The 13734-nt window shown below is 32.6% G+C and carries 9 protein-coding genes; 6 read left to right on the forward strand and 3 right to left on the reverse strand.

Annotation, left to right across the window (positions count from 1 at the left end):
- Positions 1–152: 152 nt before the first annotated feature.
- Positions 153–956, reverse strand: a complete 804-nt coding sequence (locus AC30RD_RS02365) for a hypothetical protein (protein WP_489492573.1) — start codon at positions 954–956, stop codon at positions 153–155.
- A gap of 96 nt (positions 957–1052) precedes the next feature.
- Here AC30RD_RS02365 and AC30RD_RS02370 point away from each other — a divergent pair, with 96 nt between their 5' ends.
- Genes AC30RD_RS02370 through AC30RD_RS02380 form a run of 3 tightly spaced genes read left to right on the forward strand, consistent with a single transcriptional unit; the run spans position 1053 to position 5472 of the window.
- The gene (locus tag AC30RD_RS02370; protein ID WP_489492574.1) at positions 1053–1793 is read left to right on the forward strand and encodes a sulfite exporter TauE/SafE family protein; all 741 of its coding nucleotides are present in this window, start codon (positions 1053–1055) and stop codon (positions 1791–1793) included.
- Positions 1794–1811: 18 nt separating this feature from the next.
- On the forward strand, positions 1812–4625 hold the full coding sequence (gene uvrA, locus AC30RD_RS02375) for an excinuclease ABC subunit UvrA (protein ID WP_489492575.1): 2814 nt from the start codon (positions 1812–1814) through the stop codon (positions 4623–4625).
- Between the two features lie 40 nt (positions 4626–4665).
- Complete coding sequence (locus AC30RD_RS02380) at positions 4666–5472, forward strand: HDOD domain-containing protein (RefSeq protein ID WP_489492576.1); 807 nt, start codon at positions 4666–4668, stop codon at positions 5470–5472.
- Here AC30RD_RS02380 and AC30RD_RS02385 read toward each other — a convergent pair.
- A complete protein-coding gene (locus tag AC30RD_RS02385; protein WP_489492577.1) occupies positions 5469–5807 on the reverse strand; it encodes a hypothetical protein in 339 nt (112 codons plus the stop codon). The two genes, AC30RD_RS02380 and AC30RD_RS02385, sit on opposite strands and share 4 nt — an antisense overlap.
- A gap of 80 nt (positions 5808–5887) precedes the next feature.
- On the opposite strand from AC30RD_RS02385, the gene polA reads away from it, so the two are divergent.
- Together polA and AC30RD_RS02395 are read left to right on the forward strand one after the other, a co-directional pair.
- Complete coding sequence (polA, locus tag AC30RD_RS02390) at positions 5888–8554, forward strand: DNA polymerase I (RefSeq protein WP_489492579.1); 2667 nt, start codon at positions 5888–5890, stop codon at positions 8552–8554.
- 102 nt (positions 8555–8656) lie between these two features.
- On the forward strand, positions 8657–11773 hold the full coding sequence (locus tag AC30RD_RS02395) for a cytochrome c biogenesis protein (RefSeq protein WP_489492581.1): 3117 nt from the start codon (positions 8657–8659) through the stop codon (positions 11771–11773).
- Between the two features lie 15 nt (positions 11774–11788).
- Here AC30RD_RS02395 and dnaJ read toward each other — a convergent pair whose 3' ends face one another.
- Positions 11789–12910, reverse strand: coding sequence for a molecular chaperone DnaJ (gene dnaJ / locus AC30RD_RS02400; protein WP_489492582.1), 1122 nt, complete (start codon positions 12908–12910; stop codon positions 11789–11791).
- Between the two features lie 108 nt (positions 12911–13018).
- Between dnaJ and recR the strand changes: the two genes are divergently transcribed.
- The gene (gene recR / locus AC30RD_RS02405) at positions 13019–13588 is read left to right on the forward strand and encodes a recombination mediator RecR (protein ID WP_489492583.1); all 570 of its coding nucleotides are present in this window, start codon (positions 13019–13021) and stop codon (positions 13586–13588) included.
- Positions 13589–13734: the final 146 nt, after the last annotated feature.

Raw genomic sequence — 13734 nt, forward strand, 5'->3', positions numbered from 1 at the left:
GTTGAGTGGTTAAGTGGTTAGAGAGTAAGAGAGTTAAAAAGATAGAAAGTGAAAAAGTGAGCGAGAACAAGCTGAAGGATTATTATTGGGAAAAAACTAAAATTGAATAAAATAGTTTTGCAAGTAAGAGGTTTAGTAGTTATATAATAATTTCATTTGCTTGCTTTTTCTTTATAAATCTCCAATTCGTTAAATAGTTCTTGATCATCTTTTGGGGTAAAGGCTTCTTTTATTTGCGCTCCGCTCTCTTTTATCAACTTTTCAAACTCCTCTTGATCTGTTATATTTTGCGAATATTTTCCAAGAAGAATATTGGTGCTTCCAATAATAACAAGATAGTTTATGCCTTTAAAGGATATTAATGCTATTTTATTATGCTCATCAAGTTTTTTTTCAAATTTTATCTCAAGTTCGCTTTCTTTTGGATTTTGAACGTTTATGGTTTTTTTCTTTATTTTTTTCGATTTTGGCGTAAAAAATATAAAAATTATCAAAAACGCAGCAACGATAATTATCCCACCAAGAATCAATAAAAAAAGAGTATACTCTTTTTTCTCGTCTTGTTTTATGGATTTTTTCTCGTTACTATTTTTGTTAGTGGATGAGAGTCTTTTTATCAAAAGCTTTAGCCCGTATCCGTCACTTGATTTTGCGGCTAAGATAGCAGCTTTTTCGATAGTATAGATTATTAGTTCGCTGTTTTTTCCCTTAGGTATAACCTCTATTTGATAAACAAAAGGTGTGTCTATTTTTTTGCTCCAGGAAGTGAGTATCTTGGCATCTTTTAAAATTACTCTTATCTTTTCTTTTTCTACCCTTTGAACAAGCCTTCCCTCATATGGAGTATCAAAATTGAAAAATATCTCTATTTGATCATTTAGTTTTTTTATGTTAACGTTTAAGATAGTTGATCCGTATAAGGTAAAGGAAATAAAAAAAATTAATAAAAATCTCAAAGCACAGCTCCATTTTTTAAAGATTTTCTCTATTATAAAAAAAAGTTTATTAATACTCTCTTTTGTTGTATAATCTCGTTTAAAAAAAGGTGGTCTTTGCTGATAGAGTTATCAATAATCGGAATTTTGGTAGGTTTTTTGTCCGGTTTTTTCGGGATAGGCGGCGGGACGATACTTGTTCCTATACTTCTTGCTCTTGGTATCGATATCAAAGAGGCGGTGGGTATTTCTGTTACGCAGATGGTTTTTTCTTCAATTTTTGGAACATATTTAAATTTTAAAAAAAATATTTTTAAGATTCATGAAGGTTTTTCTTTAGGAGTCGGCGGTTTTTTAGGGGCTCTTGGAAGTGGATATTTTGTATCTTTGGTAAACTCTAAAGTTTTGGAATATATGTTTTTGGGTTTTATACTTTTTGCGTTTTATAGATTTTTTAAAAGAAATATTGAAGAGACGGATAAAAAAAGTATCCCGCAATTAATAATATTTTTTGTAGGTGTTTTTATAGGACTTTTTGCCATATCTATAGGGGTTGGTGGGTCAATCCTTGTTACTCCTATATTAGTTGGAATTTTTCATCTTGATGTGAAAAAAGCTGCCTCTATGGGTCTTTTTTTTGTGATATTTTCTTCAATATCGGGATTTATTAGTCTTTCTATATTTGGTCATATAGATTATCTTTATGGATTTTTGGTTGGAGCCTCTTCACTTATTGGTGTATTTTTTGGTATAAGAATGGCTCACATTATCGATAGAAAAAAATTTAAAAATCTCCTTATAGTTATGTATGGCGTTATTTTAGTTCTGGTTATAAAAAAGATATTTTTTGGATATTAATCTATTTGAGAGGGGAAAATGGAATTTATAGAAATTTTTGGTGCCAGAGAGAATAATTTAAAAGATATAGATTTAAAACTACCAAAAAATAAACTTATAGTTTTTACGGGATTGTCCGGAAGCGGAAAAAGCACGCTCGCTTTTGAGACGCTATATGCTGAGGGTCAAAGAAGATATATCGAATCACTGTCATCTTATGCAAGGCAGTTTCTTGAAAGGCTTGAAAAACCCGATGTTGATAAGATAGAAGGTTTAACTCCCGCGATTGCTATAGAACAAAAAACCACAAGTAAAAACCCAAGAAGCACTGTTGGGACAATAACGGAGATTTATGATTATTTAAGGCTTTTATACGCAAGAGTGGGAAAACAGCATTGCCATATTTGCGGCAAACCTATCTCAAGTATGAGCGCTCAAGATATAATCAATGAAGTTTTAAAGCTTCCAAAAGGAGCAAAACTTGTTATTTTGGCGCCACTTATTAGAGAGAAAAAGGGTAGTTTTTCCGATTTGATAGAGGGGCTTAGGCATAAAGGGTATGTTAGAGCGATGATTGACGGGGTGATGGTAAGGCTTGATGAAGAGATAGAGCTTTCAAAAACAAAAAAACATACGATAAAAGTGGTTATCGACAGAGTCGTAGTAAAAGATGAAAATAGCTCAAGAATCGCCGCTGATGTGGAGAAAGCTTTAAACGAATCATATGGTGAGATGGAGGTTGAGATAATCAACTATAAAGAGTTAAACCTTGAAAAACCCCATATCCATTTTAGCGAACATTTGGCCTGTTTTGACTGTAAGGTTAGTTTTGAACCCTTAGAGCCTTTAAGTTTCTCCTTTAACTCACCAAAAGGAGCGTGTCCGGCTTGTGATGGACTTGGAATTAGATATACCCTCGATTTAAAAAAGATAATAAACGACTCGTTACCTATCGAAAAAGGTGCGATTAAGATAATTTACGGATACAATAGAAGCTACTATTTTACATTTTTAAAAGCTTTTTGCCAAACTTACGGCATAGATATAAAAAAGCCTTTCGAAGAGTTAAAAGAGAACGAAAAAAAAGCGATTCTTTACGGATCTGCGGAAGAGGTGGAGTTTTATTGGAAAAATCATAAGTTATTGAGAGTTTGGCCCGGTGTGATAAAAATAGCTTATGATATGTTCAAAGAGGAAAAAGAGTTAAATGAATATATGAGTGAAAAAGTTTGCGATAAATGTAACGGACATAGACTAAAACCTGAATCCTTGGCTGTTAAAGTTGCAGACAAAAAGATAGGCGAAATTTTGGATATGCCTATAAAGGAGTGTTATAAATTTTTTAGCGATGAGAGGAATTTTGATTATTTATCAAAACAAAAAAGAGTAATAGCCGCTCCGATATTAAAAGAGATAAGAGAGAGGCTATATTTTTTAAATGATGTGGGTCTTGGGTATTTGACTCTTGGAAGAGACGCAAGGACTATCAGCGGGGGAGAGGCTCAAAGGATCAGGATAGCCTCTCAAATTGGAAGCGGATTAACGGGGGTTATGTATGTATTGGATGAGCCAAGTATTGGGCTACATGAAAGAGATACTTCAAAGCTAATTAGAACCTTAAAAAACCTTCAAAAAAAAGGAAATACCGTAATCGTTGTAGAACACGACAAAGAGACTATCAAGAGTGCCGATTTTATAGTAGATATTGGACCAGGTGCCGGAAAATACGGCGGAGAAGTGGTTTTTAGCGGAAATTTGGAAGAGCTAAAAAATAGCGATACGTTAACGGCAAAATATTTAACCGGTAAGAAAAAAATAGAATATTTTTACAATAGAGAGCAAAAAGAGTGGATAGAGATAAAAAATGTAAATATTAACAATATAAAAAATTTAAACGTAAAATTTCCTCTTAGAAACTTTGTAGCCGTAACGGGTGTTAGCGGAAGCGGAAAGAGTTCTTTGATACTTCAAACTCTTTTGCCGGTTGCAAAGGAGATATTAAACCACGCAAAAAAAGTTAAAAAAGTCTCAGGAGTTGAAATAGTAGGGCTTGATAAACTTGATAAAGTTATATATCTTGATCAAAGCCCCATAGGCAGAACCCCAAGAAGCAATCCAGCAACATATACGGGAGTTTTTGATGAGATAAGAAACCTTTTTGCAAAAACGAAAGAGGCGCAAATAAGAGGCTATACTCCGGGAAGATTTAGTTTTAACGTAAAAGGGGGAAGATGCGAAAAGTGCAAAGGTGAAGGGGAGATAAAGATAGAGATGCACTTTTTGCCTGATATAATGGTTAAATGTGATGCGTGTAAAGGAAAAAGATACAATGCGCAAACTTTAGAGATAGAGTATAAAGGGAAAAATATTGCCGATGTCCTTGAGATGAGCGTTGATGAAGCTATAGAGTTTTTTAAAAACATTCCAAAAATATATCAGAAACTAAAAACTTTACAAGATGTGGGACTTGGATATATTACTTTAGGACAAAACGCGGTAACTTTAAGCGGGGGAGAGGCTCAAAGGATAAAACTATCAAGAGAACTTAGCAAAAAAGATACCGGAAATACCCTTTATATTTTAGATGAGCCAACTACCGGGCTACATTTTGAAGATGTAAATAAGCTTTTGAAAGTTTTACACCATTTAGTAGAACTTGGAAACAGCGTTATAGTTATAGAGCATAACCTTGATATTATAAAAAATGCCGATTATATTATAGATATGGGGCCAGAAGGAGGAAGCAGAGGCGGTAAAGTTATAGCTACCGGATCTCCGCTGGAAGTTGCAAAAAATTATAAAAAAACCGGAAGCTTTACCGGCGAATTTTTGGCAAAAGAGTTAAAAATTTAAGAAAAAATTGGGCAAAATATAAAAAAAGTATGGAGATAAGATGAGAGAGTCGATCATTAAAAAGATAAAATCATTGCCACCTTTGCCAAAAACTATCCAAGAGTTTGAAAAAGCCTACAACGATCCCAATGTAAGTTTAGAGAAAATCGCAAAAATTTTAGAAAAAGATCCGATGCTTGTTGCCAATATTTTAAAAAGAGTAAATTCTCCCTTTTACGGACTTAGAAAAGAGATAACAGATCTCTCTCACGCTATATCTTTGCTTGGTCTTTCTGAAGTAAAAGGGGTAGTGCTTCAAAACTCCATAAAAAAGCTATTAAATATAGATATGGAGCCATACGGGATTAGTGCTGAGGAGTTTGCAAATATTTCTCATCTTCAAAGCCATCTTATGTATAGATGGTATAGAAAAGTCGATAGTAGAAAATTAAAACTTTTAAGTCTTGCTTCTTTGCTTCAAGAAATGGGAAAGATTATAATAGCTGACGAGATTATCAAAGAAGATCTTGTTTTTCCTTTTAAATCCGAAATTGAAACTACAAATAATATTTCAGAAGTCGAAAAGAGTTTTATAGGTTTAACTACCGCGGAAGTAACGGCAGAGATGTTTGAATATTGGGAATTTGATGAACTTTTTGTAAAATCTATCAAATTTTCAGATAACTTTAAAGATGCCGATGAAGAGAGTTATGAGTATGCAAGAGCCCTAAATATAGTCAAAAGTGCCATACCGGTTAATAAACCTTTAGCAGATGCTAGTATAAACAGAGCGATTGCAACAGCAGAATCTGAAAATATGGATATAGAACTATTAAAAGATGCTATCGACAGCTTAAAAAATATTTAATTTTTTATACATTTTGCCACATCCTCTTTTGATAGGGCTTTCCCCCAGCATATTTTTTCGTTTTGGAGCATTTTTATATCTCTTTTTAATATATTTTTATAATAGCTAACCGGAAAAGATGAACAAAGAAGCGATGCTAAATTGTCGCTTTTTTGATTGTATGGGAATTTTTTTATGCACTCTTTTGGCTGGTTTGACTCTTCAATACAATCAAGCCTCTTTTTATATATTTTTATAATCAAATCGATATTTTTAATATTTTCTTCCCTAACCTTTGAAAAATCCTGCGCAAATATATAATTAAAAAATAGCAAAAAAATTAATAGTTTTCTCATAACTTTCCTTTTGGAAAAATTTTATAAAATTATATCTTATTTGAATAAAATAGCTAAAAAGATTTTATATAAGGAAAAATATGAAAACATTAACGATAATCGATACTTTTGGTTTTTTCTTTAGAAACTATTACGCTCTGCCTCCTTTAAAAAGCAAAAAAGGCTTCCCTACAGGACTTTTAACAGGATTTATAAATTTTATATTTAATCTCACTAAAGAGCATAATAGTGATTATATATTGTTTGCTTTAGATAGCGAAGGCCCATCTTTTAGAGAAGAGATCGATAAAAATTATAAAGCTCAGCGCCCGGATGTCCCACCAGAGCTTTTAGCCCAGCTCCCGGTAGCTATAGAATGGATAGAGAAGATGGGGTTTAAGAAGTTGCAAAAAGAGGGATATGAAGCAGATGATATAATAGCCTCCATTGTAAAATGCGCAAAGAAAAAGGGAATAAAAGTAAAAATAGTAACCCACGATAAAGATCTATATCAATTAATAGACGATGAAAAGGTTGTTTTATACGATCCTATAAAAAAAGAGGAGATTGACGAAGAAAAGGCTAAACAAAAATTTGGCGTAGATGTAAAATATATAAAAGATTTTTTGGCGCTAACCGGCGATAGCGCAGATAATATACCAGGAGTTAAAGGTATCGGTCCAAAAACTGCGGCTAAACTTATAAACGAATATGGAGATTTGGAAAATATATATAAAAATATTGAAAAAATAAAACCCCCAAGAGTGGCGCAACTTTTAAAAGAGGGTAAAGAGTCAGCTTTTTTAAGCAAAAAGCTTGTTACTTTAAAAGATGATCTTTTTGAAAATTGCGATATAGACATACATAAATTTGAACTTCCTAAAATAAACCCTATCCTAAAAATAGCAGAGGAGCTGATAGAGTATGATATAACTTCAGTGTTAAATAGACTAAAACAAAAACCACTGATAGAAAAAAAAGAGAATGTAGAGTTTGAATCGATTTTGTTAAATACAAAAGAGAAGTTGCAAGATGTGATAAGCAAGATAGATGAAGATACTCTAATTTCATTTGATATAGAAACTAACTCTTTAGATACAAAAGAGGCAAATTTGGTAGGTTTTAGTTTCTGTTTTGAAAAAAATAGAGCCTATTACGTTCCCGTTGGGCATAAATATCTGGGAGTGGAAGATCAAGTAAGATTGCAAGACGCTTTTGATGCTATAAAAAAGATTTTGAGTGCTAAATTTTTTGGACACAATCTTAAATTTGACCTATCTTTACTGTATAGATACAAAATTGACGAAGTTATCCCGTATGCTGATACTATGATACTTGCATGGCTAATAAATCCAGAGAGTTCTTTATCTTTGGAGTCGTTGTCAAAAAGGTATTTTTCCCACTCAATGATAACTTTTAAAGAGACCGTTAAAAAAGGTGAAGATTTTTCACTAGTTGATATAAAAGAGGCTACAAAATATGCCGCGGAAGACGCACTAATCACTTATATGCTCTATTTTAGACTAATTGAAGAGTTAAAAAACGAAAACGCCGCACATCTTTTAAAAGAGGCAAGAGAGGTTGAATATCCTTTTATAAATACACTTATATGGATGGAAAGAAGCGGTATAAAAATAGATATAGATTTTTTTGAAAAGCTTTTGATTAAAACAAATAAAAGATTGGAAGAGCTAACAAAAAGGATTTATGAAATTGCCGGAGTTGAGTTTAATATCAACTCTACAAAGCAGTTGGGAGCCGTTTTGTTTGAGCGACTAAAGCTTCCTGTAGTGAAAAAGACAAAGACCGGATTTAGCACGAATGAAGCGGTATTGAATCAGTTGAGAGATAAGCATGAAATTATTAGAGAGATTTTAGAGTATAGAGAGCTTTTTAAGCTAAAATCTACCTATATAGAACCTCTTTTGAAACTTGGTAAAAAAGATAAGAAAAATAGAATATATACATCTTTTGTCCAGACTGGCACGGCTACGGGAAGACTAGCGAGCAAAAACCCAAATCTTCAAAATATTCCCGTAAAAACCGAAGTTGGAAAAGAGATAAGATACGGTTTTATAGCAGATGAAAATAAGCTTTTAATAGGCATAGATTACTCTCAGATAGAACTTAGACTTTTGGCTCATTTTTCAAAAGATCCTTCACTGATAAAGGCTTTTTTTGAAGATAAAGATATACATCTTGAAACGGCAAAAAAACTTTTTAAAGAAGATGCGGCAAAAAAAAGGGATATCGCAAAAAGTATAAATTTCGGTTTGATTTACGGAATGGGAAGTAGAAAACTATCTCAAACTTTAGGAATTAGCACAAAAGAGGCAAAAGAGATAATAGATAGCTATTTTAGATCTTTCCCAACCGTTAAAGAGTATTTAAAATCTATCGAAGATTTTGCAAAAAAGAACGGTTTTGTAGAGACTTTGCTTGGTAGAAGAAGATATTTCGATTTTGCGCACGCTAGCGGAGCTCAGTTTGCGGCATATCTAAGGGAAGCAATAAATACTGTTTTTCAAGGGAGTGCCGCGGATCTTATCAAACTTGCTATGAATAAAATAAAGGATGAGATTTATCAAAAGCAATATCCAGCAAACATAATAGTTCAGATACATGATGAGCTAATTTTTGAAGTAGACGAAAAAGAGGCTGAGAATTTAGCAATAATCTTTAAAGATATTATGGAAAATATTTATAAGTTAAACGTTCCGTTAAAATGTAGCGTATCTATCGCAAAAAGGTGGGGAGAGTTAAAATGATATATTAAAAAATCTTAAAAAGTTAAATTAACTTCTAAAGGACTTCGCAATTTTGGTTAAAAACGTATAAAATCTTTCAATCTTGTAATATTGGGGTATTTGATGGTGAAACTATTTAAGTCTCTATTTTTGTCAATGAAATCGGCTGTGATATTGATGTTTATTTTTGCTATATCTATAGGAGTTGCAACTTTTATAGAAAACGATTATGGAACCCAAACGGCAAAAGCTTTGGTTTATAACGCAAAATGGTTTGAGATACTTCTTTTGTTGCTTGGGATAAATCTTATTTATAATATTATTAGATTTAGGCTATATAGAAAAGATAAATGGCTAACGGGGCTTTTTCATTTTGCTTTTATATTGATCTTGATAGGCGCAGGTGTTACCAGATATATAGGTTATGAAGGGATAATGCATATAAGAGAAGGCGCAACTCAAGATAAGATCATTTCAGAAAAGACCTATCTTCAGGCAGAAGTTATAAAAAATAATAAAAAGTATCATTTTGAGTCAGCGATACTTCTATCGGCTCTTGGTAAAAACAGCTTTAAAAAAGAGATAAATTTAGATGGAGAAAAAATTAAAATAGAGCTAAAAAAATATATACCCAACGCAAAAATAGAGTATAAAAAGGATAAAAACGGAAAAACTATTTTAAATTTAATGGTAGCCCTTGATAGCTCTTCTCAAAATTTAAATCTTAAAAAAGATGAAGTAGTTGATCTTGGAAAAGTTAAGACCTCTTTTGAAAAAGAGATAAAAGATGGAGTAAAAATATATAAAAAAGATAAAAAACTTTTCATAAAAGCTCCCTTTAAAGTTAATATATTTGATATGAAAGAAAATATCACCCATAAATATCCCCCAAACAGCGAAATATTATTTGAAAAAAATAGGCTATATATAATTGATGGCGTAAAATTGGTATTAAAAGATATAAAAGAGGGCGTAAAAGCCGTTTTGGTTTCTAACGGGCCAAAGGATAGAAGCGGAAAATTTCAAGACGCTTTGGTGTTAAATATAAAATATAAAGATAAAGAAAAAGAGGTAACTCTTTTTGGAAAACCAAACCAGCTTGGAAATCCTATCAGCGTAAAACTTGATGGGCTTATATTGAATTTAACATACGGTTCAAAAATAATAAAACTTCCTTTTTCTTTGAAACTTATAGATTTTCAGATAGAAAAATATCCAGGATCCAATAGTCCATCTTCTTATGCCAGCGAAGTTGTGCTAATAGATAAAGAAAAGGGCGTAAATATGCCTTATAGAATCTATATGAACCATGTGTTGGATTATCGTGGATATAGGTTTTTTCAAAGCTCTTATGATATGGATGAGAAAGGAACAATTCTTTCAGTCAATCACGATCCGGGAACTATAATTACTTATATTGGTTATGCATTGCTATTTTTTGGCATGATATTTCATCTTTTTATGCCTCAAAGTAGATTTATGAAGCTTATTAGGCTTACAAGAAAGGTTCAAAAAAAGAGAGAGATGATGCTTCTTTCTTTTTTGGCTGCTTTTATATTGCCAAGCGGTTTAAAGGCTATAACTTACGAGGAGGCTTTAAAGGTTGTAAAATCATTTGACAAAGCCCATTGCGAAAAATTTGGCGAGCTTTTAGTTCAAGATAGGGGAGGTAGAGTCGAGCCCATAGATACTCTCTCAAGGATGATCTTAGCAAAAGTTACTAAAAAAGAGAGATTTTTGGATCTAAATCCAAATCAAATTTTTCTTGGAATGACAGTTAAGCCAGAACATTGGCAACAAATAAAAATGATTTATGTTTATCATCCGGCTTTAAAAAAGATAATAGGTTTAAAAAAAGAAGAAAAATACGCCTCTTTTAAGGATTTTTTTGATAAAGAAGGAAACTATAAATTAGCAGAGTATATACAAAAAGCGGTTTTGAAAAAGCCATCCAATAGAGGTCAGTTTGATAAAGAGGTAATAAAAGTTGATGAGAGGGTAAATGTTTGTTATCTTGTTTATACAGGGGAGCTTCTTAGAATTTTCCCAAAACCAAACGACAAAAATCAAAAATGGTATTCTCCCGTAGAAGCTATAAAAACTTTCCCTCCAAAACAGGCCGAACTTGTTAGATTAATAACTGCAAGCTATTTTTCAAATATAGATAACGCTTTGGAGAACGGAAATTGGGATAAAGCCGATAAAGCTTTGGAAGTTATTAAAGATTATCAAAAATATTACGGCGCTTCCATGATGCCGAGCGAAAAAAGAATAAAAGCTGAGCTTTTATATAATAAGTTGGATATTTTTAATAGACTTGTTCCCTATTATATGATAATAGGTGCGATACTGCTAATTCTTGTTTTATTAAATCTTATCAATCCAAAAATAAAAATAGGCCCAATTGTTAAAATTGGACTGTTTTTTATAGTTGTAGGATTTTTTATTCATACTTTTGGACTTGGACTTAGATGGTATGTGGCCGGGCATGCACCTTGGAGTGATGGATATGAGTCAATGGTTTATATCTCTTGGGCGATTGTGCTTGCCGGTTTTTTCTTTTCAAAAAATTCTCCCGTTGCCTTGGCGGCTACTTCGCTTCTTGGAGGATTGATCCTTTTTGTGGCACATTTAAATTGGTTAGATCCTCAAATTACCAATTTGGTTCCTGTTTTAAAATCTTATTGGCTTATGATACATGTTTCCGTTATTACTGCAAGCTACGGATTTTTGGCTTTGAGCGCTCTTCTTGGGTTTATTGTTTTGATTTTATATATTTTTATGAACGAAAAAAACAAAAATTCGCTAATACTTACTATAAAAGAGCTAACTTACACCAACGAAATGAGTCTAATAATCGGTCTAATTTTAGTGACTATGGGTAACTTTTTAGGCGGAGTTTGGGCTAACGAGAGTTGGGGAAGATATTGGGGATGGGATCCTAAAGAGACGTGGGCGTTGGTTACGATATTGGTTTATGCCTGTGTTGAACATTTGAGATTGATTCCAAGATTAAACGGTCTATTTTTATATAATGTTTTATCACTACTAGCTTTTTCATCGGTTATTATGACCTATTTTGGAGTAAACTTTTATCTATCGGGTCTTCACTCCTACGCCCAAGGAGATCCGGTGCCAATTCCTGCATGGGTCTATTACGCTATAGCATTGATTTTTACTATGATTATCGCCGCCTATTATAAAAGGAAAAAATTAAAGGTAGATTTGAGAATGAATTAAAGGGGAATTCCCCCTTTATTTATTAAACCATCCTTTTATTTTGTTAAAAACCGATTCAAATTTTTTCTCGTGTGGTTTGCTTTCAATCCCAAAGCTTTCTTGAAGTTTTTGAAGTAGCTCTTTTTGTTCGTTATTTAATTTTTTTGGATATATTATTTTAATTTGTGCGATAAGGTTTCCTACTTTTTTGGTTCTTACGTTTTTTGCCCCTTCCCCTCTAAATATAAACTGCTCTTTATCTTTTGTTCCTTGAGGAAGTTTTAACTCTTTTTCACCTCTGGGAGTTGGTATAGTGATATTTTCTCCTAAAATCGCCTGAGTAAAAAATACGGGAACTTCCAAATATATATCATCGTTATATCTTACAAAATGTTCATCTTCTTTTACGTAAAAAGTGATATAAAGATCTCCTCTTTGTCCATGTATACCTACATTTCCTTTGCCACTTACTCTAATTCTATCTTCGTTATCTATACCTTCTGGGATGTTTATAGTAATTTTTTCTTTTTTTCTCTCATATCCAAGCCCTTTACACTCTTCACATTTTTCTTTTGCGATTTTCCCGCTGCCATGGCATCTTGGACAGGTTTGAGAGAAAGTCATAAATCCTTGTCTATAATAGATCTGGCCTCTTCCGCCGCATTCGCTACAAGTTATAAACTCAGCGTTTTTTGCCCCCGTTCCTTTACAGCTTTTGCAAGGTATTTTATACTCATACTCTATCTCTTTTTGAGTTCCAAAAAAAGCTTCGTTAAAAGATATCTCCATCTCAAGAGATAGATCAAGAGGATATTTTTCTTCATCCTTTCTTCTTCCAAAACCAAATCCTCCGAAACTTCCGCCAAAAACTGATTCAAAAAAGTCCATAATATCTTCGTATGAGCTGTGGCTAAAGCCTTCAAATCCTTGGTTTTCAAGTCCTCTTTTTCCATATCTGTCATATAGGGCTCTTTTTTCTTTATCGCTTAAAACTTGATATGCTTCGTTAATAAGTTTAAATCTCTCTTCTGCTTCTTTATTGTTGGGGTTTCTGTCTGGATGATATTTAAGTGCCAATTTTCTGTAAGATTTTTTTATCTCTTCAAAAGTAGCGTTTTTATCAACTTCCAATATCTCATAATAGTCTAAATCCACCAATTTTCACCTCTTTTAAGTATATTTTAAGTTGCGCTGATTTTATCAAAAAATTTGTAATAAATCAATTTTTATATTATTGTATAATTTCAAAAAAATAAAGGGAGCTTCTTGAAAAAAGGATTTAAAAGATTTAATGAATTGATCGAAGCTTTGGAGTCTTTACCTACCATCGGAAAAAAATCAGCAATAAAGCTGGCTTTTTATATGGTGATGGAGGATAGCTTAAACGCATTAAAAATAGCTCATGCCATCGAAAACGCCGTAAGCAATATAAGAAGATGCAGTAGATGTGGAGGACTTAGTGAAGATGAGTTATGCTATATCTGTAGCGACGAATTGAGAGAAAAAGATATTTTATGTATTGTAGAGAGCGCAAAAGATATATTGGTTATTGAAGAGAGTAACGAATATAACGGAAAATATTTTGTTTTGGACGATTTGGAAAACGCTATAGAAAGACTTCATAAAATCGTAGAAGAGGAAAATATAAAAGAGATCATTTTTGCGTTGACTCCATCCGTTGCAAATGATGCTATTATGATCTATGTAGAAGAGAAACTTAAAGAGTTTGATCTTGTCTTTACAAAAATAGCTCAGGGAGTCCCTACAGGCGTTAGTTTGGAAAATGTCGATATTTTATCCCTATCTAAAGCCTTGCACGATAGAGTGAAAATATGATAGGAAATTGGAATTGGGAATTGGGAAATGGGAAATGGGAATTAGGAATTGAGTGTTCTGAAAAATTACTAAATTTCGCTCAAGTCGGATACGATTTTTGCTAACGCAACGTTTGAAAATTTTATTAAAAAGTGCAAACGCAATAG

The organism is Nitrosophilus sp. (assembly GCF_982775275.1).

What these genes read in the sequence shown, in the direction of transcription:
- uvrA (WP_489492575.1), top strand. Translation starts at nt 1,812, where the DNA reads ATGGAATTTATAGAAATTTTTGGTGCCAGAGAGAATAATTTAAAAGAT.
- AC30RD_RS02380 (WP_489492576.1), top strand. Translation starts at nt 4,666, where the DNA reads ATGAGAGAGTCGATCATTAAAAAGATAAAATCATTGCCACCTTTGCCA.
- AC30RD_RS02385 (WP_489492577.1), bottom strand. Translation starts at nt 5,807, where the DNA reads ATGAGAAAACTATTAATTTTTTTGCTATTTTTTAATTATATATTTGCG.
- polA (WP_489492579.1), top strand. Translation starts at nt 5,888, where the DNA reads ATGAAAACATTAACGATAATCGATACTTTTGGTTTTTTCTTTAGAAAC.
- AC30RD_RS02395 (WP_489492581.1), top strand. Translation starts at nt 8,657, where the DNA reads ATGGTGAAACTATTTAAGTCTCTATTTTTGTCAATGAAATCGGCTGTG.